The following is a 24,222-nucleotide window of genomic DNA, read 5'->3' on the forward strand; positions in this document are numbered from 1 at the left end:
CTTCTCGATCTTACGCGGCCTTCTTGGCGGACAGATAGTCGATCACGCTCGCAAGCGTCGTGCGGAGGTCGCGGCGGTGCTTCACCATGTCGAGCATACCATGTTCCAGCAGATATTCTGCGCGCTGGAAGCCCTCGGGCAGCTTTTCGCGGATGGTCTGCTCGATCACGCGTTGGCCGGCAAAGCCGATCAGGGCGCCGGGCTCGGCGATCTGGACGTCGCCGAGCATCGCATAGCTAGCCGTGACGCCGCCGGTCGTCGGATCGGTCAGCACGACGATATAGGGCAAGCCCGCATCGTGCAGCATCTGGATCGCCACGGTGGCGCGCGGCATCTGCATCAGGCTGAGAATGCCCTCCTGCATCCGTGCGCCGCCGGCTGCGGTGAAGATGACGTACGGGCAATTGTCCTCGATCGCGTTCTCGACGCCGCGCACGAACGCCTCGCCGACCGCCAGGCCCATCGATCCGCCCATGAAGGCGAAATCCTGCACGCCGACCACGGCGCGATGTCCTTTGATCGTGCCGCGGGCGTTGATCAGCGCATCGCCTTCCGACGTCGCGGCGCGGGCGGCCTTGATTCGGTCGACATAACGCTTGGTATCGCGGAACTTGAGCGGATCGTCCTGCACCTTGGGGAGCGGGATGATGGTGTAGCTGCCGGCATCGAAGACATATTTGAAGCGCAGGACCGGGCCGATGCGATCATGATGCTGGCAGTTCGGGCAGACATGAAGATTGTCCTCCAGTTCCTTCACGAACACCATCTGCCCGCATCCCTTGCACTTGTGCCAAAGGTTGTCGGGCGAATCCTTCTTGGGGACGACGAACGACAGCGCGTTCCTGACGCTGGTGAGCCAGCTCATACTGTTTCCTTTCGGGCCGCGGCGATCGCCGTGGACAGGGAACGGATATAGGCCTCGACCGGCGCGCTTGCACCTTCGGCGTGCTGGCCGACCAACTCGACGATCGCCGAGCCGACCACGACGCCGTCGGCGACACGGGCGATCGCGGCGGCCTGGTCGGGCGTACGGACACCGAAGCCCACCGCGACGGGAATGTCGGTGGCAGCCTTGAGGCGAGCGACGGCATCCTCGATGGAAGCCTGCGCCGCCTGTTGCAGGCCGGTGATGCCGGCGACGGAGACATAGTAGAGGAAGCCGCTGGCGTTATCGAGCACGGTCGGCAGGCGCGCAACGTCAGTGGTTGGCGTGGCGAGACGAATCAGGTCGATACCGGCGGCGCGCAGGTTCGGGCCGAGTTCGTCATCCTCCTCGGGTGGCAGATCGACGCAGATCACGCCATCGACACCAGCATCGCGCGCGGCACTGGCGAACCAGTCGGCGCCGCGGCGGAGCATCGGGTTGGCATAGCCCATCAGCACGACCGGCACACCGGGATGGCGCTCGCGGAAAGCCCTGGCGATGGCGAGGATATCGGCGGTGGTGGTGCCGGCGGCGAGGCTGCGGAGGTTCGCTGCCTGGATCGCGGGACCGTCGGCCATCGGATCGGTAAAGGGCATGCCCAGCTCGATCACGTCAGTCCCGCCCGCGACCAGGGCATCGAGGATCGCGCCGGTGGCCCAGGGCGCCGGATCGCCGGCGGTGATAAAGGTGACGAGCGCGGCGCGATGCTGTTCGCGGGCGTGGTCGAAGGCGGCGGAGAGACGGGTCATATCTCTACCCCCAGCGCTTCGGCGACGGTGAAGATGTCCTTGTCGCCCCGGCCGCACAGGTTGCACAGGATGATCTGGTCGCGGTCCATCTCGCGCGCCACCCGGGCGACGGCGGCGATGGCATGGCTCGGCTCGAGCGCTGGGATGATGCCTTCGGTGCGGCAGAGCAGCTGAAAGGCGTCGAGCGCTTCGGTGTCCGTTGCGCTGGTATATTGGACGCGGCCGATCGAGTGGAGCCATGAATGCTCCGGGCCGATGCCGGGATAGTCGAGCCCGGCCGAGATCGAATGCGCCTCCGCGATCTGGCCGTCCTCGTCCTGCAGCAGGTAGGTCTTGTTGCCGTGAAGCACGCCGGGCGATCCGCCGGCGAGGCTGGCCGCATGCTGCTTGTCCAGACCGTGGCCGGCTGCTTCGACGCCGAGCATGGCGACATCGGCGTCGTCCAGGAACGGATGGAACAGGCCGATCGCGTTCGATCCGCCGCCGATCGCCGCGACCAGCAGGTCGGGCAGGCGGTCGATGCGGCTCAACATCTGGGCGCGGGCTTCCTTGCCGATCACGCTCTGGAAATCGCGGACCAGTTCAGGATAGGGGTGCGGGCCGGCGGCGGTGCCGATGATGTAGAAGGTGTCATGGACGTTCGCGACCCAGTCGCGCAGGCCTTCGTTCATCGCATCTTTCAGCGTCATCGCGCCCGAGGTGACGGGACGGACCTCGGCGCCGAGCAGCTTCATGCGGAACACGTTGGGTTGCTGCCGCTCGATATCGCGCGCGCCCATATAGATGACGCAGGGCAGGCCGAAGCGCGCGCAGACGGTCGCGGTGGCGACGCCGTGCTGGCCGGCGCCCGTTTCCGCGATGATCCGCGTCTTCCCCATGCGCATCGCAAGCAGGATCTGGCCGATGCAATTGTTGATCTTGTGCGCGCCGGTGTGGTTCAGTTCGTCGCGCTTGAACCAGACCTGCGCACCTTTGCCCTCGGGGGCTGACTCGCGAAGCGCCTCGGTCAGCCGCTCAGCATAATAAAGCGGGCTGGGGCGGCCGACATAATGTTCGAGCAGATCCTCGAACTCGGCGGTGAAGGCGGGATCGGCCTTGGCGGCGCGATAGGCCTCATCAAGCTCGAGGATCAGCGGCATCAGCGTCTCGGCGACGTAGCGGCCGCCGAATTCGCCGAAATGCCCGCGATCGTCGGGCTGGGCGCGGAAGGAATTGGGCACGTTCATGGTGCGGGCGCTTTAGCACCTCGTGAGAAGGTGTCGAGTTGCCTAAAACTGTTCCGCGAAGAAGCGCGAATTCTACAGCGCTTTCACCGTGTCGAGGAAGGTCGTGATCTTCGTCACGTCCTTGATGCCCGGGGCCGATTCCACGCCCGAAGATACATCCACCATCCGCGCGCCGGTGATCGTCACCGCCTCGGCGACATTGAGCGGATCGAGCCCCCCCGACAGCGCCCAGGGGAGAGGGTGGCGGAAGCCCTGGAGCAGGCTCCAGTCGAAGCGCACGCCCATGCCGCCGGGCAGGGTCGCACCCGGTGGTGTCTTGGCGTCGTATAGGATTCGATCAGTGGCACCGTTGAAGGTCTCGGCCATGGTAAGGTCGGCGCGGGTCTTCACCGCCACGGCTGCCCACACATCGAGGCCGGTGCGTGCCCTGATCGTGGCAGCGCGGGCCGGGCTGGTATTGTGGAGCTGGAGCGTCTGGAGCTCGCCTGCACCGATCGAGGCTTCGAGCAGGGCATCGTCGGGATCGACAAACACGCCGACACGGATGACCCGGCCGGGCACTCGGGCAGCGAGTTGCGCGGCACGCTCGCGGCTCAGGCTGCGCGGGGAGGGTGGGAAGAAGACAAAGCCGACATGGCTCGCCCCGCCCCGGATCGCGGCGTCGAGGGTTTCAGGCGTCGAAAGGCCACAGATCTTCGCGGTGACGGACATGGCGCCGCCATAGGCGTCAGGCGAGGGGCTTGACCAGTACCGTCATGTAGAATGGCGGTATGACGGCGACCGGGAAGTCCCGCCGTTCCCCTGTGCGGACATAGCCACGGCGCTCGTAATAGGCGATCAGCTCGACCCGGTTCTCAATGACGGTCATTTCCATCGCCGACGTACCGAACGTGCCGCGCGCGAAGGTCTCCGCCGCATCGATCAGGCGCTTGCCGAGGCCTGCCGTCTGCAGGGTGGGTTCGATGCACAACAGGCCGAGATAGGTGAGGCCGTCACCGCGATCGGTGACCTGGACACAACCGATCGGCGTATCGCCGTTCAGGGCGACCAGCAGTCGTTCGGCGGGATTCGCCAGCGATGCTTCGAGCGTTGCGATGTCGGTACGCGTTCCGTCGAGCAGGTCAGCCTCATGGGTCCAGCCGGCGCGGGCTGAATCGCCACGATAGGCCCGCTCGATCACAGGATGCAGGCGCGGCAGATCGTCTCCGGCAGCGAGGCGGATCGTCACGTCGGACATCGTGGGTTACAGCGTCGCGCCGATTTCGCGGGCGGCCGTATCGGGGTCCTCGGCCTGGGTGATCGGACGGCCCACCACCAGGATGGAGGCACCGGAGTCGAGGGCCTGACGCGGCGTGACCACGCGCTTCTGGTCGCCGACCGCGCCATTGGCGGGGCGCACGCCGGGAACGACGAAGAAGCCCTTGGGCCAGAGCGCCTTGGCGGCTGCTACCTCGGCACCGGAGCAGACGACGCCGTCGACGCCTGCCTTCATCGCCAGCTCGGTCAGGCGAAGCACCTGATCGTGCGGATCATCCGGGCAGCCGATCGAGGCGAGATCGCGCGCGTCGAGGCTGGTAAGCGTAGTGACCGCAACGACCTTGGTGCCGGTCGGTGCGGCTGCCTTGGCGTCTTCAAGCATCGAGCGCCCGCCGGCGGCGTGCACCGTCAGGATAGCCGGTTCGAGTGGACGTAGCGCCATGATCGCCTTGGCGACGGTGTTGGGGATGTCGTGGAACTTCAGGTCGAGAAAGATCGGCAAGCCGAGTTCCGCCATCTCGCGCACGCCGGCGCGACCATTGGCCATGAAGAATTCGAGGCCGAGCTTGATGCCGCCGACATGGTGATGGACTCGCTGCGCGATCGCCTTGGCTTTTTCCAGGTCGGGCGTGTCGAGGGCGACGAAGATTCGGCTGCTCATGCGCCACCCGGCGGAACGGCGGTGGGGATGGCTGCCGGGGCAGGCGCGGGCTGGATTGCCGGCGGCTCGGGCTCGATCGGTGTCGCCGCGGTCGGCGCAAGTACGCCGCGCAGATCCGCCAGGGTACGCTCCGACGTGGCAAGTCGGTTGCGCAGCCGCCAGCGGATGGCGTTGTAGTAGAGCATCGTCGGCACGAGGCCGATCAGGAAGGTGATGAACAGCAGCAGGGGCAGGTTCACCTCGGCGATCAGGCCGCCCCACAGCTTGAGCGGCACCGTCGTCCAGTTACCCAGGGTGAACACCGCGGCGACGAAGGCGAGCAGGCACCAGAACAGGATCTTCAGGAACTGCATCGAGCGGTATGGCCTCCGAAACTACCCAGACTGGGCATTTCTACGTCCGCGATGGCGCTTTGACCAGCCTAGCAGCCAAGTTCGTCACGCCGGGCTTGGACCTAGCCGATTTCCTTGCGAAGCGAGGCCACCAGCCCGGGGATTGCTTCAAGCTTCGGTTCTTCCTCGTCAAGGATCGCGAGGAAGGCGGCGCGCTTGATCGCTGCGACGCGCCCGGGTTTCAGGCGCGCATTGCCGGTGAGCGATGACAGCACGATGTCGATCATCCGCTCGGCGCCGTGGAGGCGGCCCCAGAGATAGTCGTTCTCGCGATAGGCACGGCTGAAAAAGGCGCCGAAGCTGTTGAACTGGACTCCCTTGAGCGTCGCCTCGGCGCCGCCCGCGCGGATCGACTTGGCGTCGTCGGGAGAGATGCGGTCGACCTTGATCGGATCGAATTCGTCGAGCCCCTCGCCTTGGAGCAGCGGCAGCGTGGCGACATCGAAATAGGGGAAGCCGAGATAGGTGAGCAGGATCGGCCGCTTCAGCCCGCGCGCCAGGCCGGTGAAGGCGGCGGCAAGCCGCTCCTCGGTTGCGGTGTCGAGCCGTTTCAGGTCGAGCGATTCGGCAAGCTTGTCGAGCAGCGGCCCGGCATCGCCGCGCAACAGGCGCACTTCCTTGCGCAGATGCGCATGCCGGTCGGTGCGCTTGCATTCCAGATAGTCCGCGAGCGAGGCGTAGACTGCCTCGCGGATCGGCTCCAGCTCAGCTTCCTCATGGTCGTTTTCCAGCTCGGTCAGGCGACGGGCAAGCAGGCGCAGGCGGCGAATGCGAAAACCGAGATCGTAGGAGCGCAGAAAGCTGATCGTCGTCGCACCCGCCCCGTCGGAGAAGCTCGGCTTCATGTCGTCGAAGCCACGGTCGCGCACGGCATCGGCGATATGGCCGCGGATTCTTTCCCAGCGCTGCGGCCCCGGCTCGCCGCCGGCATGGTAAAGCAGGGAGGTGAGCGCCTCGATCACGCCGGCGATCTTGAGATGCCCGTAAGCGGCATAGCCATAGCCTGCCGCCTTGGCGGCGGCTGACTGGGCGCGGGCTCGCCAGGTGGCGAGCCGTGAGACCGTCGGGGAATCGAGGAACAGGGTATAGCCGAACAGAGCCTCGACGCGTGCTTCCACCTCGGGCCGGATGCTGGCGACGATGCCGCGCATCCGCTCGATCGTGCGCGAGCGTTCGGCGATATCCTCGAGATTGTCGCGGATCGGCTGCTGGCGCGGCAGCTCCGACACGGCGCCGATGATCGTCTGGAAGAAGCCGGGCGCGTTGGGATTGTGCGGGCCGAAGCGAAGCTTCACGCCGGGGGAGGGATCGATATAGACGAAGCGCCGGTCGATCTCGCGCCGGGCGGGGCGCTCGCGCAGGGCCTCGATCGCGGGACGGAACGGGGCATTGGCGAGGACCGAGCCGTCGATCAGCACCGCCTGGTCGGCCGCGTTGGCGGCGAACTGGCGGGGCAGCACTCGCTTGAGGAAGTCGTCGCGTTCGGGCCAGTCGACCTTGCGATGCTTCAGTACCTTGTCGAGCTCGCCGACCATGAAGGGCGGGAAGGCACCGGGAAAGCTCGACGTCGACCGCGCGGCGAAGGCGAGTTCGGCCGGATGGGCGAGGGTTTCGCTGGCCACGCCGTGATCGGTGAAGGGGACGACGAGGCGATGCTCGGTTTCGAGCACTTCGGGCGGCGAGTTGAGCATCAGCCGCTCGGGATGGCCGCGAAAATCGGTGACGGTGACGAACAGGTCGAGCGGTTGGCCCTCAGGCAACAGGCGCGCACCGCGTGGCGCTGACGCCATGGCGTTGAGCGCGTCGAGGATCAGTCCGGTGAACAGGGCGCCACCAAAGGGTGGTTCGAACCAGCGCGAACGGATGAAGTGGGAGAGCTTGCTGCGCACCTCGGTCCGCGCGCCGGCCTCGACCAGTTCGTCGATATTGTCGCCGCTGCGCTTCTCGGCGAACCAGGCGATCGGCAGGGCCCACATCTTGGAGTAGCGCGAAGCCGGGGCCTGGTGCGTATCGATCAGCGCCTCGATGTCGGCGGAGTCGAGCCAGAGCTGCGTCAGCGGTTCGAGCGACTGGCCGGTGGAGATCGCCTGGGCAAGGAAAACGCCGTTGATGCCGCCAGCGCTTGCGCCCGCGACGATGTCGACCAGCACGCGCATGCGCAGGCCGGTCTCTTCCTCTATCTCCTGGAACAGATCGCGATACACGCCCTGGCTGCCATGGTCGGAGGTCTCGCCCTTGTGAAAAGCCTGGCTTGCGCGGGCGAGGCGCCAGATCTCCTTGGTGATGCCGTGCATGTAGACAGCGAGGCTGATGCCGCCATAGCAGACTAGGGCGAGCCGGAGTTCCTTCTGGCGCATCAGACTATCCTGGCCTCAAACTCGTTCACGTGGAGTAGATGTCGCACCTGTCGCGGCGTCATGCTGGCACAAAGGCCTCTCGATCCGCGCTCTCGGCGTTCGATCGCTGCCCGGGGCGAGCTGAAGGAGACGGACAGGCTCATTTTGCTTCTATCATGGCCCAGATGGGAAAATGATCCGATGCCTTGCGCGCGGTCGCGCTGTGATGGACCCCGCAATCGGCGACCCGGAGATCGGAGGAAACCATGATCCGGTCGAGCCGGGCGACCGGCCGGCGGACATGGAAGCTCGGGCCGGTCGTGGCGAAGCTGTAGGCGTGGCCGAAATCGCGCAGGCAGCCGGCCTGCGCGCTCCATTCGTTGAGATCGCCCATCAGCACGGTCGGGCGGCGCGTCGTGCTCGAATCGACATGCGTCAGGATCGCATGCGCCTGGCGCCGACGCCACAGCCCGGACAGGTCCAGATGCATGCCCACGATGCGGATCGGCACACCGTCCGCCCGAACATCGGCCATGACCGCGCCACGTGGTTCCAGCGCGGGGAGATGGATCGGCTCGCAGTCGATCACCACGGAATCCTTGCGGATCAGCAGGACATTGCCGTGCCAGCCCATGCTGCCGGCGCGCGCACCGAACGGCACTGCCTTCCAGGGGCTATGTTCCTCTAGTGCGTGAAGCGGGATCACTCCCGCTTTGGCTCCGAAGCGTCGATCCGCCTCCTGCAGGGCGATGATGTCCGCATCGATCTCGCGCAGGACATCGAGGATCCGGTTGGGATCGCGGCGGCGATCGAGGCCGATGCCCTTGTGGATATTGTAGCTGGCGACCTTGATCATGTGCGTGATGGAACGCCGATCGGCAAAGATGGTTCGCCGCGCGTTGGAATACGCCCGACTTTCCCGTCGTATATGCCCAGTTTCGCGTCAGGCCAGTGCGAAAATCACATCAGACCTGTCACGCCGGGGTGCGGCAGTGAAGCTGCAGGAAGTCCTGGTGACTTGGCATCCTTGCGACAGCGCCGGCGATACCGGCCTTCAGGTCGCCGAGCGCCTGCCGCAACTGGCCCGGCGGCATGAGGCGGGCGACCTGATGATAGCCATTGGGGCGGATTCCCTGGCCGAGCATGACCTGAACCCAGGAATCCACGCGGAACAGCTCGTCCGATGCCTGATAGGCCCGGGCGTTCTCGCGGAACAGCGCGATGCGGCGGGCGAGCGAGTCGGGGATGTCCATGGTCCGGCAACGCCGCCAGAAGGCGCTGTCGTCGCGTTCGGTGAGGAAATAATGGAGGACGACAAAGTCCCGGACGCCCTCAAGCTCGGTGCGCGACAACTGGTTGTAACGGTCGATCAGCGCCGAGTCGAAGCCATTGAAGGGGAAATACTGCATCAGCCGCGTGACCGCGATCATGATGAGATGGATGCTGGTCGATTCGAGCGGTTCGATGAAACCGCTCGCCAGGCCCAGGGCGACGCAGTTCCTGTTCCAGACCTTGCGGCGGGTGCCGGTGCGGTACCGGATCAGGCGTGGGTCGAACAACGGCTCGCCCTCGATCTGGTCGAGCAACAGCGCTTTCGCTGCATCGTCCGTCATGTGCCTGCTTGAGAAGACGAGCCCGTTGCCAATGCGGTGCTGGAGCGGGATTTGCCAGCGCCAGCCTGCCTCATGCGCGATGGCGCGGGTATAGGGAACGGCGGGGCCGACCGATTCAGTCTGAACCGCATAGGCGCTGTCGGTGGCGAGCCAATCGCCCCAATCTTCATACCCGGTCTCAAGAGTTCGTTCGATCAGCAGGGCACGAAAACCGGTGCAATCGATGAACAGATCACCTGAGATCGTTTGACCAGATTCAAGGACAAGTGATTGAATAAATCCAGTTTCTGATTCCAGTTTGACGCTGGCGATCGTGCCCTCGACGCGCTTTACCCCGTCTGCTTCGCTTCGCGCGCGCAGGAAGCGGGCGTAAAGCGTCGCGTCGAGATGATAGGCGTAGTTGATCTGGCTGTTGTCGTCCTTGGCAAACCTGCTCGCCTCGGCGGCCTGCAATTCGAAGCAATAATCGCCGATGTCGCCGGCGAAGCCCTCGGCCCGGGCTTGGAGCCAGAAATGATGGAAGTCGGCCATCCAGGTCGATTTGCCGAGCATCCCGAAGGAGTGGAGATAGCGATCGCCGATCCTGCCCCAATTCTCGAACGCGATGCCCAGCTTGAAGCTCGACTGGGTGGCGCGCATGAATTCCTGCTCGTCGATGCCGAGGAGGGAATGGAAGGCGCGGACGGTGGGAATGGTGGACTCGCCGACGCCGATCGTACCGATCTCATCGGATTCGACCAACGTGATGTCGAGCAGCCCGCCCAGTTGCTTGGCCAGCGCCGCGGCGGCGAGCCAGCCGGCGGTGCCGCCACCCGCAATGACGACCTTGCGCACGATCTGTCCGTCCATGCCGGCTTCTCCCATGTCCCTCAGCGATTCAGGCGGTTGAGCAGCATGGCGCGCAGGCGGCGCGCCCTGATCTCGTCGAGTGGGGCGAGATTACCCCGCGCTGCTTCCGGCAGGTGGGCGCCCGCCTGGTCGGCGGGGCCGAAGACATAATAGTCGAACAGCGCGCGCCACGCCCGCTTCTCCGGCTCGGGACGATCGCGCAGACTGAGCATCGCGTGCAGCAGCGTGTTCTGCGGCGTGTCCATGAAGGCCGGGGATGCGTTCCACCAATAGTTGATAAGCACGTTGAAGCGGTCAAGCGCCTCGACATGATGCCACCAGAGCGCCGGGTAGAAGAGCACGTCGCCCGGTTCCAGATCAGCGATCTCCCCGGCTGCAAGTGCCTCGGCGAAACGCGGATGGAGGTCGAGATCGGGGTTGCGGAAATCCACCATGCTGACGACCTGTCCCCCGGGGGTCGGTTCAAGCGGGCCGGGATAGAGATTGCATACCTGTTCGGGTGGGAACAGCGTGAAGCGGCGACGCCCGACCATGCAGCAGGCGATGTTGTTCGACATGTCGTAATGGGCAGACGCGATCGTGCGGTTGCCGATCCAGATGCTGACGACTGGCGGCGCGTCGCCGACCACGGCCGGGTCCAGCGCGAGGTCATTCTCCCGGCGCAGGCCCGGCAGATAGGTGTCGAGATCAGTGGAACCGACATAATAGGAGGGCCGCCGATCGTCGTTCCATTCCGCCTGGAGCCGATCGAGCAGTTCGCCGAGCAGCATGCGACCGGCCTCGAAGTTCATGGCCGTCACATCGTCGTTGTAGAAGAAGCGCCCTTCGATCTCGGGGCGGCCGACAAAGCCGACGACCGGCTTCCCTGCGTAAAAGGATTTGAGATAGGCGATCGCTTCTTCCGGTGAGGACAGCCCTGCGCGCGCCAGCGGCCAGTCGCGCACGACGCCCTTCAGGATGACGGGTTGCTGGGCCTCCATGAGGGCGTCGAGCGGGATCGCATCGGGCGCGACGCCGTCGATCACCCTGGTCCTGCGCGCGATGGCGATCATCTGTTCGTGCTGCCGGTCACGCGGCTTTCGCCTTTCGGTTCTTGAGGTCGATCAGACGCCCCATATTGCCCATCGAGGCGATCACGAGGAAGGCGAGGGGCAGGAAGCCGCTTGTGTTGAGCCGTTCGAGGCGAGAGCCATCGAGCTGCGCCAACGCGCCGCGAGCGATGGTGAAGAGGTCGGGCAGCACATATTTACGCGCCTCGTCGAGTTCGATTTCGACGGCGACCGGCTCGATAAGGCCGGCTTGGTCAAGCGCCTCGAACATTGGCTGATTCGCCTCGATCCCGGTGTAGATGGTTCGTAAAATTCCAGCAATATGTTCTAGATATGGCGTATTTCCACCATGCGGTAGGAAGAGTGGGAGCCCTTCGGTTCGGCTGACGCGAGGATGGTGCTGGTCGATATGGATCATCGGCTCGCCCTCTGTCCCGCCATCCTTGAAGCCGATCAGGAACGGGCCGCGCTGCAATATGGCTGGGACGTAGCGGCCCTCCCAGCCGTTCTCGCCAAGGAAGAGATTTTCGTCCCGGTCGAGCCCGAGCAGCGCGACGGCCTGCAGCGCACCGCTTTCCTCCCGCCGGAAGAAGATCGGATATTCGCGCTGGATCTCCTCGAACTCAGTGGGAAAAACCAGCACCTGGTTGACGCTGTCGCCGAACTCGGCGCGGTGACCGGCAATCACCCGCAGATCCGGGTGATCGACATTGTTCAACGGTACCCGGTTGGTCATGCGATGGTATCCAGCCCTTTGAAGCGTGCGGTCAGACGGATTTTCGGCGCTCTCCACCGCCGGACGGGCGTTGCCGGTCATGATGGGGCAAAGACCGGCGAAGCTCAATTTCGAACGGGAAAAAGGCGGCTGCAAAACGGCGGCCTTCCTCCCCAATATTGTCGATCGACAAGACGGATCAGAACTTGAAGCGTGCACCCAGCATGAAGCGGCGATCGAGTTCCTGCGCAAACCACAGCTCGGACTTGTCCCGGGCATAGGTACGGACGCTTTCCTCGAGCAGGTTGATACCCTCCAGCGTGACCGCCACGTTCCTGGTGACGTCATAGCTGATGTTCATGTCGAGCTGACCGAACGGCGCCGTGAACTCAGGATTGCGCGATCCCTGGCGATTGATCCCGGAAAGGAACTTGTCGCGCCAGTTATAGGCAAGCCGGGCAGAGAGGCCGTTCTTGTCGTAGATCAGCGTCGCGTTGAACGTGTCGCTCAACCCAAGCAGCGCGAACTGATCTTCCGCCGGGCTCGCCCCGATGTCGAAACCGACATCGCCCCGGACCATCGTATAGGCGGCCGATACGCCGAAGCCGGTATTGCCAAGGAAATACTGGCCGGCAACTTCGATGCCCCAGATCTTCGCATCCTTGTTGTTGATCGGGCGCGAAACCTGGAACTGGTACAGCGGATCACTTGTGTTCGCGTTCACGTCCAGCGTGTTGTTGATCGTCTTGACATATTCATCATCCAGCGAATGCGTGGCGGGATTGAAATGGGCGGCGAATTGCGCCGTCGCTGCCGCCACGGATCCGGTCGACTGGATCAATGCCGTCATCGCGAACAGGTTCACGTCGCTGGTATCGGCGCCAAGGCCCGCGAGCGCCGTTTTGGCAGCGCCGGAACGGCTTCCAGGCGCACCGGAACTTGGATCACGCAGGCCGAACAGGTCGCTGGTGAACTGGCCTCGGCCGATGAAGTTGTGCACCCGCTTGTCGAACAGGCCGACCGATATGTAGCTGTCCGGCTTGAAATAATATTCGAGGGAGACGTCGAAATTATCGGACGTGATCGGCGATAGTCGGGCATTGCCTCTCAACGCCGACGCAATGCCGCCATTGTTGATCGGGCGCGGCGGGCCGGCCACCGTCGTCGCGGTGAACAGATCGCTGTAGTTCGGACGGGCGATCGACTTGCTGAACGAGAAACGCGCGACGAGGTTGTGCATCGGCTCGATCCGGAAATCGAATGACGGCAACAGATTATTGTAGCTGCCCTTGTCGGTTATGAAGTTGCTCTGATTGGAAATGACGACGGTGAAATCGTTGTCCGACACCCAGTTTATCGCGCCCGGCACAGCTTCCAGCGACGTCGTGGTCGATTTGGTGCTCTCATACCGGACGCCGGCGACCATGCTGGCTTTGCGCCCGGCGATCTCGCCGTTCCAGGTCATCTGGCCATAGGCTGCCCAGATGGTTTCCTTGACCCGATTATCCTGGTTGCTGGTGATGCCAACGGCATTGCCCGCCTTGGCGTAATAAGGGGAAAGAATGGAATATAGATTGGCCGCGTTGCCGCGGAAGGCGAGTTGCGAGGCAGGGTCGCCGCCCGGATTATACTGGTTGAACTTGCATTCGAGGCAGAACGCCTGGAGCGCGCCCGGCGCGAGCTTGTTCACGTCGCCGGGATTGGTGATGCCCCAATCACCCAGCGTTTGCTGCGTGGAAACGAAGGTCTGGCGCATATCCGCGGTCCGGTAGTTACCGCCAAAGTCGAAACGACTGCCGCCTCCAAGGTCCCAGCCGAAGTCAGCCCGGATTTCCTTCACGGTCTGTTTCTGGGTCGAAGCGTTGGTACGACCGACCTGCGATCCGACGTCGTTAACGTCGAGCGCGCCATTGCCGGCACTGCTGATGGTGACCTTCTGCTGCGGGATGTCCCCACTGCCATAGTCGACCGAATGCGCCGAAACGACGTTGGCACCCATGCCCACCAGGGTCGAGCTCTGGCCGTTGGCGTTGTCCGGCCGGCTGTCCGATTTGCTGATATGACCATCGAGATTCAGCGAGAAATTCTCGGCAAAGTCCCATTTGGCGTTAAGGCCGTAGTCCTGAAGCGTGCTCTTCTGGGCGCGCGATTGCGCTTCGAAGCCTTCGTCCTTCGCGCCGTTGATCGTCTCGTGAAGATAGGTCGCGGTGGCGACCGTGGGGTTGCCGTCGAAGGTGACGACGTCGAACGGCCGGCTGAACCAGTTGGACAAATCCGAACGGGTCTCGCGCTGCGTGTTCTGCGCATACAGGGCGTCGGCGGTCAGGGTTAGGGACTCGGTCGGGCGGAATTGCAGGACGGCCTGGCCGTTGAAGCGCTCGCGCGTGCCTTCGGCATAGTGATATCGGCTGTCATTCGGGATCGCGACGAGTTGATTGGGGTTCTTCGGCGCGTTGTTGACGACGGTGCAATTTGAAGCAGGTGTGCTGGTGGGGCAGATCTGCGGTATCGCATCGGCGCCCGGAATCGGGCCCGGCACATTTCGCGCGAATCCACCCGTAAGGAACGTGCTGTATGGGATGATATTCCAGTCGTTCGACGTCGCGCTGATCGAGGTATAATTGCGCTTCTGGTAGCTGCCGAACAGGGAGATGCCGAACGTCTCCGACGGACTGGCCCAGTTAAGCACGCCGGAGACTTCGGGTGTGACTTTGGAGCCGCAGTCGAGGCAGCCATTCACGCTGGTGTCATAGACAGCCTTGGCACCGATGCTGCCGGACAGGCCGGAGGCGCCGTCGAGCGGATGGCGCGAGACGACGTTGATCGTGGCGCCGATGCCACCGGACGGGATCGCAGCCCTGCCGGTCTTGTAAACTTCCAGTGTTTTCACACCCTCGGAGGCTAGATTTGAGAAATCGAATGAACGACTCGTTCCCTGCGCGCCATCGGCATTCTGGTCACCGCCGACCACGGACACGATCGAGGTCGCCAGGGTGCGGCCGTTGAGCGTGACGAGGTTGTAGTTCGGGCCGAAGCCGCGCACCGTGACCAGCGCGCCCTCGCCGTTCGTGCGGTTGATCGACACGCCGGTGATGCGCTGCAGCGACTCGGCCAGGTTGGTGTCGGGAAATTTGCCGATGTCTTCGGCGGAGATCGCATCGACCACGCCGGAAGAGTTACGTTTGATCGCGATGGAACGTTCAAGGCTGGCGCGGATGCCGGTGACGACGATATCCGCCTCGGCATCGCCTGCCTGTCCGTCGGCTGCGTTGACTGTCTTTTCCGGATCGGCCTGCGCCAATGCCGCATCAGGCATCATAAGGCACGCGGCCACAGCGATCACGGATGTGGAGCGCGCAAGCGCCGACGAACGTCCAAAGCCCTTCCCAAAGCTTTTCATAATCACCCCTCCTCAACGACGCTCTCCGACAGGCGCCGACATTGTTTTTGACGAGCAGGCTTCGTGCCTCTCGATGGTAACGCTACCAAAATGTCTGACGTTGTCAATTGGGGTTGAGTGCAATCCGAAGGGGTGATTGAACCGAAATGGCTTGATTTATCATGGTTTTGGAGGGAGGTTGTTGGTGTTAACGTTCACAATTCAGCTGACGCTCTCGCGCCGCCGAGGAAGTCCGGGTCAAATGTAGCGACTGACTCGATATCAGTTGCCGGGATCGGAGAGTCTGATCGGCGTTGCTACGGGCGAGGCGCCCGCATTATCCCACGCGCTCAGCCCGCGGGCAGTTTACGATCGTGCAGCAGGGGTTGCATTGCCAACAGCGCCTGGGCGCGATTCTGCACGCCCAGTTTTCTGAAGCTCGCGGAGAGGTGAGCCTTGATGGTCGCCTCGGTAACGCCGAGATCGCCTGCAATCTGTTTGTTCGAGCGGCCGTCCGCCAGGGCGAGCAATACGCGAAGCTGCGCATCGGACAGTTTCCGCAAGTCCCGCTGCGCGTCCTGGGCTCGCCCGTCCGCCATGGCTCCAGGCAGGGGGAATACCGCGATCCCCTCAAGTACCCGGCGCAAGGCAGCCGTCAGTTCGTCGACCGGCCATGTCTTCAGGAAATAGCCAACGGCGCCCAGCGCGCGGGCGGTCTCCACCGTTTCCAGGCCAGCGCTTGCGGAAAGAATCACAATCGGGACCGGGCCGAGCTGCCGTTGGATCTGGAGGAAGCCGGAGAAGCCGAATGAGCCCGGAAGCGCTGAGTCGAGGATAGCTAGACGATAGCTGCGGTGGAGGCGTGCCAGCGCCTCAGCCTCGATGACGGTGCCGGCCGTGTCGATAACGATGGAAGGCGCAACTGACCGCGCCACCAGGACCAGCCCCTCCCGCACAAGCGGATGGCCGTCCGCTATCAAGATTCGGGCTGCAAACGCCACCGGATACTCAAGGCAACATTCAACATATGTCGACATCTTTACGTGAATTCCGGCCTACGGTCTAGGGAATGTGAGTTCGAAATGGAGTAGTGTCGTATAAAAACTCATACAATCTCAGGATAAGAAGGTGGTGGTATCTGTGATGAAGAGAAAATGACTAAAAGTACGTACAATTACGTATAACATTATACCTTAGTCTAATCATCGCACATTTCGCGAATCACTTTAAATCGATGGTAACCAGAAAAATCGCTCTTCTTGTGCATGGAGATGCATGGGGACTGTAGGATGCCGAAAGGCCCCGGTGGTTCAAAATCTGCAGCGATGCTGGGTGTCGGTGGCATCTTGTTTGCCGGCATGCCTGCTTACGCTGCTACGCCTGCCTGCATATCTGTTTCCAATATTGCCTCTACCGCCTTCACTCTTGGTGGAGCTGGCGGGTCGCTCAATTCCAACGTTGCAACGATCCGCATCGACGAGCTGCTCGACCTGACGCTGTCGCCAGGATCTGGCGCTGTCTCCATTCCCACCAATGAACTGGCCGCGGTGCCGTTCGTGCTGGTCAATACCGGCAATGGTCATGAGGCCTTTCTGCTCGGCGGCCGGATCGACGGGCCCCAGGCCGTGGTCGAGGGCTTTGCCGTGGACCGGGACGGTGACGGCCATTTCGATGCCGCGACCGATCTGGCGATCGATCCTGCCTCCGCGACGCCGCCGCTCGCGCCCGGTGCATCGCTGCGGCTGCTCGCGCTGGTTCGGGGTGGCGCTGCGGCTGCCAGTGCCACGCTCGTCGTAACCGCGCGCGCGGCGACCGGATCGGGTCGCCCGGGCAGCGACTTTCCGGGCCAAGGGGACACCGGGTGCGACGCCGTGGTTGGAGCCTCAAGCGGGCTTGCCACGGCCACGGTTGCGCTCAGCGTCGCGCCTGGCACTGACACGGGCCAGATCGCACTGGTCAAGTCGCAGCGCATCGATGCGCCGGGCGGCGGCGCCGATCCTGTGCGTGGCGCGACGGTCACCTACACCATCGAATCCCGCTTCGGCGGGACCGGTGTCGTCCGGGCGGCGCGCGTCGCCGATCCCATCCCTCCCGGCACGGCTTACGTGCCCGGCAGCCTCCGCCTGGACGGCACCGCACTGACTGACGCCGCCGACGCCGATACCGGCGATTTCGACGGCTCCGCCATCCACGTCGCGCTCGGTGACGTGCCCGCGCCGGTGACGCGCACGATCCAGTTCCAGGTCACCATCCAATGAGGAGTAGCATCATGTCCCACCTTATGAAGTTAGGCGGCGCCGTGGCGCTGCTCGCGATTCCGGCGGCCGCACTGGCCCAGCCGGTCGATCTCACGGCGCGCGCGATGGTCGAGCAGCGCAAGGCGGCGCCTGACGGCACCACGAAGATCACCCTGGCACCGGCTGCCCGGGTCACGCCCGGCGACCGGATCGTCTACCAGCTCAGCTATCGCAATACCGGCCGCGAACCGGCGCTCGACCTGGTGATCGCCAATCCGGTGCCGGCAAACCTGGTTTATGCCGGGACGGCGGAGGGTTCCGCCGAGCCAGAGCTGTCGGTCGACGGCACCCGCTTCGGTCGCCTCCAGCAACTCAGCGTCCGCACTGCCGACGGCAAGGTCCGTCCTGCCCTGTCCGCGGATGTTCGGGTGGTCCGCTGGCGCCTCAACGATCCTGTTCCCGCTGGCGGCTCTGGGCAGGTCGCATTCAGGGCAATTCTGAAGTGATTATATTTAACTGACTATTATAACAGGGAGTATTTCCATGAAACTCATCCATAGATTGGAACTGCTGGGCGGGGCAGCCATCACTGCCCTGATCGGAACTCCAGCCTTTGCACAGGAGACGCCGGCCGGCACGAGCATCGCCAACCAGGCAAGCGTCACCTATTCGGTCGGCGGTACGCCGCAGACCAGCACGTCCAACACCGCGACGTTCCTGGTCGATAAAAAGGTCAATCTGGCGGTTGCCGAAGTCGGTGGCGCGGCCACGCGCGTGGCGATCGGTTCAACCGATCAGGTGACGACCTTCACCGTGACAAATCTGACCAACTCGGTGCAGGATTTCCGCCTCGTCCCCGGGCAGCAGACCGTATCGATCCCCTTGCTCGGTACCGATGACTTCAACGTCAATAACATGCGCGTGTTCGTCGATTCCAACGGCAACGGCACCTATGACGCGGGTGTCGATACGGCGACCTTCATCGACGAATTGGCGCCCGATGCGACCGTCACGGTGTTCATCGTCGCCAACATTCCCAACACGCAGGGTATCCATACCGCGATCGTCAGCCTGGACGCGATCGTCGCGGCCGGCGGTGGCGCGGGCACGCTCGGCGCCGATCTGGTCGCCACGTCGTTGCTGACGCCGGATTCGCCGAACACTGTCGACATCGTCTTCGCCGACGGCGCGAACGTGCTCGACCTGCCGCGCGACGGCCAGCTCTTCGCGTTCGACGCCTATACGATCGATACGGCGGCGGTCACCATCAGCAAGACCTCGCGGGTAGTAAGCGATCCGTACAATCTGCTGGTGAATCCCAAGGCGATTCCGGGTGCCACGGTGGAATATTGCATCACGGTCAGCAACGCCGGCCCCGGCATTGCCACCGGGGTGAGCATGTCCGACGCGGTGCCGGCCAACACGACCTATGTGTCCAACTCGCTGACCGTAGGCGGCCTCGGGGTCGGTGGCCAATGCGTGTTGAACGGCACGATCGAGGACGACGATACCACCGGGCCCGACGAATCGGACCCTTATGGCGGCTCGTTCGACGGCACCACGGTTCGCGCGACTTTCGGCAGCGTGCTGCCGTTGATCCCGCTCACCGCCTCGTTCCGCGTGGTTCTCAACTAGCCCACGCGGGTCGGGTCTTCCTCTCCGGCACGCGGCCCCCTCCTGCGTGTCGGGGAGGATTAAGCCCATGGCGATCTTCCGCTTCCTCGCCCCGATCGCGCGCGCGGTCGCGATGGTCGTCATCCTGACGCTCGCCATTTGCGGCGCGACCGCACGGGCGCAGACGATCAGCAACACTGCCTCGCTTACCCGCACCGTGAATGGCGCCGACAGTGTCGTGTTGTCCAATACCGTATCCTTCACTGTCCTCGGCAAGCTGTCCACGCGGTTCGATTTCCGCCAGTTGCCACCCGGCTTCGCATTGCAGGGCATGGCATGCGGCGCTGGCTCCAACTTCACCCCGGCTCCGGTTTCAGCCAGCGAACTGGCGGCAGCCAGGCCGCTCGACGTGCTCGATATCGACAGCCCGCTGATCCTGGTGCTCGAGGCGTCGGGCGAGAACCGCGATCCGCTGACACGGGAGACCGTCCGGATCACCGAGCATACCGCGAGCCGTCAGGGCACCGTCGTGCTGCTCGAGACTGGTCCGAACACGGGCGTCTTTGCCGGCGGCATGCCCGCGACGGGCCAATATGGCGCGCTCGCCGCCTGCGACCTCGGCCTTCACCGCGCCGACGGCAATCTCGTGCTCGACTTCGCTGGCAGCGACTATAGCCTGGCCTCGACCGCCTCGCTGCTGCTCGATCCCGAAGGCTATGTGTTCGATTCACGTAGCGGCGACCTGGTCGACGGCGCGACCGTGACCCTGATCGACGATTCAACCGGTGCGCCGGCGGCGCGGGTCTTCGGCGACGACGGAGTCAGCGCCTATCCCGCGACCGTGATCAGTGGCGGGACGGTGACTGATGCTGGAGGCAAGGTCTATCGTTTTCGTCGCGGCAATTTCCGTTTCCCGCTTGGGCCGCCGGGACGCTACCGGCTGCGCATCGTGCCGCCGGATGGCTATACCGCGCCGTCTGTGGTGACGCCTGCTGTGATCGCGTCGCTGCCCAATTCGGTCGGTGGTTTCATCATCGAGGACGCATCCTATGGCGGCGTGCTCGTCCTTCAGGGCACGGCGCCGATCCGGGTCGACATCCCGCTCGACCGGGCGACGTCGGGCGCGCTGGTGCTCGACAAGACGGCGTCGGTGCGTGAGGCCGAGCCGGGCGATTTCGTGCAGTACCGGCTTGAATTGCGCAACACCGGCGTCGCCGCGGTGACCAAGGTCGGCCTCACCGATACCTTGCCGCGGGGACTGCGCTATCACGCAGGGTCGACACGCGGCGTATCCGAGCCTGTCGTCTCCGCCGATGGGCGGACGCTCAGCTTCACCCTGGCGTCGCTCGCCAGTGGAGCAACCGCGCAGATGACCTATCTCGTCGAGATCGTGCCGGGGGCTCCCCAGGGCGAGGCGGTCAACAGCGCGGCGGCAAGCGCACCGGGCTCAGCCGCGAGCAATCTCGCCAGCGCCTCGGTGCGGATCCGTGCGCCACTGTTCACCGATGCCTTCACCGTGATCGGACGGGTCACCGAGGGCGGCTGTCATGATCCCGAGCGCGGCCGCAAGGGCGTCCCGGGCATCCGGCTGCTGATGGAAGACGGCACCTATGTGGTTACTGATGCCGACGGGCTCTATCATTTCGAGGGCGTTTCCCCGGGCACCCATATCGTCCAGATGGATCTGGCCAGTGTGCCCGCGACGCACGCGCCGGTGGTGTGCGACGCCGACACGCGGGCCGCGCAGAGCCCGATCTCGCGCTACGTCGAGGGCGGCGGCGGAAGCTTGCAGCGGGTCGATTTCCAGCTTCGCCCGACCGGCAAGGCTGCCGCCGCTGCTGACCTGCTGCCGATCACCCCGCTCGGCGACGCGCAGGCGGCGGGCAATCGCGACGACTGGCTCGCGGTCGCCACGCCTGGCGTCGGGTGGCTGTTCCCGGACGAGAACCACAATCCCCGCGCGCCCGCCGTCCGCGTGGTGATCCGTCATGACGTCACTCAGCGCGTGGCGCTGACGCTGAACGGCAAACCGGTCGATCCGCTGAGCTTCGACGGGACCGATAGCGACAAAGCGCGCAACGTCGCCATATCGCGCTGGACCGGCCTGGCGCTGATCGATGGTGACAACCGGCTCGAGGCGCGGGTGCTTGGGGCTGACGGCAGCGTGGCCGCCACGCTGACCCGTATCGTCCACTACGCCAACACCCCGGCCCGGGCGACCTATGTGGCCGAAAAGTCCCGGCTGATCGCTGACGGCCTGACTCGCCCGTTGATCGCGGTGCGCGTGACCGACAGCGAGGGGCGGCCAGTGCGTGCGGGGACGATTGTCCCGTTTCGCGTCGATCAGCCTTATCGTGCTGCCCAGCAGGTTGCCGCCGAGCAGGGCCGCCAACTCGCGGGGCTCGAACGCACCCAGGCGACCGCGCAGGTGGTGGGTGACGAAGGGCTTGCCTTCATCGCGCTTCAGCCGACGCGTCAGGCGGGCTTGGTGCGGATCGCCGTCACGCTGGCCGATCGCGAGCGCGAACTGGTCAGTGAGGTCAAGGCGCGTCTCGCCGCGCCGGCGCAGGACTGGGTCGTGGTCGGCTTCGGCAAGGGAACGCTTGGCTACGACATTCTCTCCGGTGCTGAGCGGACCGCGAGAGGGAAGCGCGGCGAGGTCGTCACCGATGGTCAGCTTTCGCTTTATGCCAAGGGCCGGATCAAGGGATCGTGGCTGATGACCATCGCCTATGACAGCGACAAGGACGAGCAGCGGCTGCGCGACCGCGGTGTGCTCGGGACGATCGATCCGAACCGCTATTACACCGTCTATGGTGACGGAACCCTGCAGGGCTATGACGCGCAGAGCCGACGTAAGCTCTACCTTCGGCTGGAACGGCGCGATTTCTATGCGCTGTACGGCGATTTCGAGACTGGCCTCGTCGATACCAAGCTCGGTCGCTACAGCCGGACGATGAACGGCGTGAAGGCGGAGTTCGCCAGCAATCGGGTCCAGTTCACCGCCTTCGCGGCGAATGACGACAGCCGTTACGGGCGCGACGAAATCCAGGGCAACGGCCTGTCCGGCCCATACCGTCTGTCAGCGCAGAATCTTGTACCCAACAGCGACAAGCTGCGGCTGGAGACGCGCGACCGGTTCCGGCCTGATCGTGTGCTCAACAGCCAGATGCTGACTCGCCACATCGACTATGACATCGATCCCGTCGCGGGCACGCTGCGGTTCCGCGAGCCGGTCCTGAGCCGTGATTCCGATCTGAATCCCATCTTCATCGTCGCCGACTATGAAACCTATGGTGGCAGCAAGAAGCTTGCCGCAGGTGGCCGCGCCGCGGTGAAGGTCGGCCGTGCCGAGATCGGCGCAACGCTGTTGCGGGACGAGACAAGTGGGAACGGCACCGTTGCCGGCATCGACCTGCGTTTCAAGGCGACCGCGAACACGGAGATTCGGGCCGAGGCAGCGACCGGCGGGAGAGACGGGATCGGCAAGGGCCAGGCCTGGCTCGCCGAGGTCGAGCATCATGGCCCCCGGGCTGACATGCTCGCTTATGTCCGCCAGCAGGATCGCGTCTTTGGGCTGGGCCAGCAAAATCTCGGCGAGGCGGGGACGCGCAAGATCGGTCTCGACGGCAGGCTCAAGCTGGGCGGCCGCTGGTCGCTGGCCGGCTCCGCCTGGTATCAGAGCGACCTTGACGAGGCGGCGCGGCGCATCGCGGGTGAGCTAAAGGTCGAATATCGCCGCCAGACCGGCACGCTATATGCGGGCATGCAGGTGGCGTCCGATCGCGGGATCGGCGGCACGGCGCTCGACTCGCGGCTGCTGACGCTGGGCGGCACGCAGAACCTGTTTAAGAACAAGCTCGAGCTGAATGCGGAATCGCAGGTCCCGCTCGGCGACAAGGATGCGAGCGTCGATTTCCCGGCACGCCAGCGGATCGGCGCTTCATGGCGTTTCAACGACTGGCTGAAGCTGATCGGCGGCTTCGAATATGCCAAGGGAGACAAGTTCACCGCCCAGACCGGCCGTTTGGGGTTCGACGTCGCGCCCTGGGGCGGCGCCCGCCTGCTGACCACGCTCAACCAGGGCGCGATCGGCGAAAATGGCTCGCGGACCTACGCTCAATATGGCCTCAGCCAGTCGCTGCCGCTCGGCAAGCGCTGGACGATCGACGCAACGGTTGATTCGAGCGGTACGCTGTCCGGCCACATCCCGCGCGGTGACATCGTCAATCCGTTTCATCCGCTCGCGTCCGGCGGGTCGTTGAGCAGTGACGGGATCAACGGCGATTTCGTCGCTGCCACGCTGGGCGCAACCTATCGCGGTGCGCTGTGGAGCTGGAATGGGCGGGCCGAGTACCGTACCGGCACGCGCGAGCGGCGTTGGGGCGTGACCAGCAACCTGCTGCGGACGCTTGGTCAGGGAAGCACGATCGCCTCCAGCATCCGGGCTTATCGAGTCCGCGAGGCGAGCGGCGCGGTCGCTTCCTCGATCGACGCGGATGTCGCGCTGGCGGTGCGTCCGCTCGATAGCCGCTGGTCATTGCTGGAACGCTTCCAGCTCCGCCAGGAAGGCGCAGGCGCCGGCATCAGCGCCAGCAACGCGCTGGCCGTGCCGACCTTCGCGGAGGGGACGAACACCACGTTTCGGGCAATCAACAATGTCGCGGTCAATTATCGCACCGGCAGCGAAGGAGGACGTCATGGCTTCGAGGCGAGCGTCTATTACGGCGCGAAATATGTCCGCGGGCGCTACGCCGACGAACGGGTCGATGGGTTCCTCGACGTGGTCGGGGTAGAGATCCGCAAGGACGTGACCGCGCACCTCGATATCGGTGGCAATGCGAGCATGCAGCATAGCTGGACCAGCGGCACGGCGCAGCTGTCGCTCGGCGCATCGGTCGGTGTGTCGCCGGGCAAGAATCTCTGGTTCACGGCTGGCTACAACATCACCGGCTATCGCGACCGTGATTTCGAGGAGGCGCGCTGGACGCGGCAGGGGCCGTACCTCACGGCGCGGGTGAAGTTCGACCAGCTCTCTTTGCGCGACATGGCACGACCGATCCTGGGGCGGGGGCGATAATGGGCATTCCCGCACGATCCGTTTCAGGGCCGTTGCACCTCGACGACATCTCCGGCAGGCAGCGCGCGGTCGACTCGGGAGACCGCGCGATCAACCGTTTCACAAGGCAAGCGCGCCCCAGGCGCCGGGAGATTTGAAGC

General features: G+C 64.4%; 18 protein-coding genes. 4 read left to right on the forward strand and 14 right to left on the reverse strand.

Features of this window, described 5'->3' with window-relative positions; genetic code table 11:
• Window positions 1-10: 10 nt before the first annotated feature.
• The 14 genes from accD to P0Y59_03535 all read right to left on the reverse strand — a co-directional run bounded on the left by accD (window position 11) and on the right by P0Y59_03535 (window position 16,152).
• Window positions 11-865, reverse strand: coding sequence for an acetyl-CoA carboxylase, carboxyltransferase subunit beta (gene accD / locus P0Y59_03470; GenBank protein ID WEK00768.1), 855 nt, complete (start codon window positions 863-865; stop codon window positions 11-13).
• On the reverse strand, window positions 862-1,674 hold the full coding sequence (trpA, locus tag P0Y59_03475; GenBank protein ID WEK00769.1) for a tryptophan synthase subunit alpha: 813 nt from the start codon (window positions 1,672-1,674) through the stop codon (window positions 862-864). The genes accD and trpA overlap by 4 nt, the downstream gene beginning before the upstream one ends.
• A complete protein-coding gene (trpB, locus tag P0Y59_03480) occupies window positions 1,671-2,900 on the reverse strand; it encodes a tryptophan synthase subunit beta (protein WEK00770.1) in 1,230 nt (409 codons plus the stop codon). Before trpB ends, trpA begins: the two co-directional genes overlap by 4 nt.
• A gap of 72 nt (window positions 2,901-2,972) precedes the next feature.
• Window positions 2,973-3,611: a phosphoribosylanthranilate isomerase gene (locus P0Y59_03485; GenBank protein WEK00771.1), complete on the reverse strand. Its 639-nt coding sequence runs from the start codon at window positions 3,609-3,611 to the stop codon at window positions 2,973-2,975.
• 16 nt (window positions 3,612-3,627) lie between these two features.
• Window positions 3,628-4,137: a GNAT family N-acetyltransferase gene (locus P0Y59_03490; GenBank protein ID WEK00772.1), complete on the reverse strand. Its 510-nt coding sequence runs from the start codon at window positions 4,135-4,137 to the stop codon at window positions 3,628-3,630.
• Between the two features lie 6 nt (window positions 4,138-4,143).
• The gene (pyrF, locus tag P0Y59_03495) at window positions 4,144-4,818 is read right to left on the reverse strand and encodes an orotidine-5'-phosphate decarboxylase (GenBank protein WEK00773.1); all 675 of its coding nucleotides are present in this window, start codon (window positions 4,816-4,818) and stop codon (window positions 4,144-4,146) included.
• Window positions 4,815-5,171, reverse strand: a complete 357-nt coding sequence (locus tag P0Y59_03500) for a hypothetical protein (protein WEK00774.1) — start codon at window positions 5,169-5,171, stop codon at window positions 4,815-4,817. Before P0Y59_03500 ends, pyrF begins: the two co-directional genes overlap by 4 nt.
• 101 nt (window positions 5,172-5,272) lie before the next feature.
• Window positions 5,273-7,567 (reverse strand): patatin-like protein, encoded by a 2,295-nt coding sequence (locus P0Y59_03505; GenBank protein WEK00775.1) that lies wholly within the window; start codon window positions 7,565-7,567, stop codon window positions 5,273-5,275.
• A 139-nt stretch (window positions 7,568-7,706) separates the two neighbouring features.
• Complete coding sequence (locus P0Y59_03510; GenBank protein WEK00776.1) at window positions 7,707-8,402, reverse strand: endonuclease/exonuclease/phosphatase family protein; 696 nt, start codon at window positions 8,400-8,402, stop codon at window positions 7,707-7,709.
• A gap of 118 nt (window positions 8,403-8,520) precedes the next feature.
• Complete coding sequence (locus P0Y59_03515; GenBank protein ID WEK00777.1) at window positions 8,521-10,008, reverse strand: tryptophan 7-halogenase; 1,488 nt, start codon at window positions 10,006-10,008, stop codon at window positions 8,521-8,523.
• A 20-nt stretch (window positions 10,009-10,028) separates the two neighbouring features.
• Window positions 10,029-11,060: a cupin-like domain-containing protein gene (locus P0Y59_03520; GenBank protein ID WEK00778.1), complete on the reverse strand. Its 1,032-nt coding sequence runs from the start codon at window positions 11,058-11,060 to the stop codon at window positions 10,029-10,031.
• A 16-nt stretch (window positions 11,061-11,076) separates the two neighbouring features.
• Window positions 11,077-11,874 carry a SapC family protein gene (locus P0Y59_03525; protein ID WEK00779.1) on the reverse strand — a complete coding sequence of 266 codons (798 nt, stop codon included), beginning with the start codon at window positions 11,872-11,874 and terminating at the stop codon, window positions 11,077-11,079.
• A 97-nt stretch (window positions 11,875-11,971) separates the two neighbouring features.
• The gene (locus P0Y59_03530; protein WEK00780.1) at window positions 11,972-15,088 is read right to left on the reverse strand and encodes a TonB-dependent receptor; all 3,117 of its coding nucleotides are present in this window, start codon (window positions 15,086-15,088) and stop codon (window positions 11,972-11,974) included.
• A gap of 413 nt (window positions 15,089-15,501) precedes the next feature.
• Window positions 15,502-16,152 carry a response regulator transcription factor gene (locus P0Y59_03535; GenBank protein WEK00781.1) on the reverse strand — a complete coding sequence of 217 codons (651 nt, stop codon included), beginning with the start codon at window positions 16,150-16,152 and terminating at the stop codon, window positions 15,502-15,504.
• A gap of 324 nt (window positions 16,153-16,476) precedes the next feature.
• Between P0Y59_03535 and P0Y59_03540 the strand changes: the two genes are divergently transcribed.
• From P0Y59_03540 to P0Y59_03555, 4 genes are all read left to right on the forward strand, one after another.
• A complete protein-coding gene (locus P0Y59_03540; protein ID WEK00782.1) occupies window positions 16,477-17,409 on the forward strand; it encodes a hypothetical protein in 933 nt (310 codons plus the stop codon).
• Between the two features lie 11 nt (window positions 17,410-17,420).
• Complete coding sequence (locus tag P0Y59_03545; GenBank protein WEK00783.1) at window positions 17,421-17,894, forward strand: hypothetical protein; 474 nt, start codon at window positions 17,421-17,423, stop codon at window positions 17,892-17,894.
• Between the two features lie 37 nt (window positions 17,895-17,931).
• Window positions 17,932-19,023, forward strand: coding sequence for a hypothetical protein (locus tag P0Y59_03550; GenBank protein ID WEK00784.1), 1,092 nt, complete (start codon window positions 17,932-17,934; stop codon window positions 19,021-19,023).
• 67 nt (window positions 19,024-19,090) lie between these two features.
• A complete protein-coding gene (locus tag P0Y59_03555) occupies window positions 19,091-24,082 on the forward strand; it encodes a hypothetical protein (protein WEK00785.1) in 4,992 nt (1,663 codons plus the stop codon).
• Window positions 24,083-24,222: the final 140 nt, after the last annotated feature.

The sequence above is a fragment of the Candidatus Sphingomonas phytovorans genome, assembly GCA_029202385.1.
Lineage (GTDB): Bacteria > Pseudomonadota > Alphaproteobacteria > Sphingomonadales > Sphingomonadaceae > Sphingomonas > Sphingomonas phytovorans.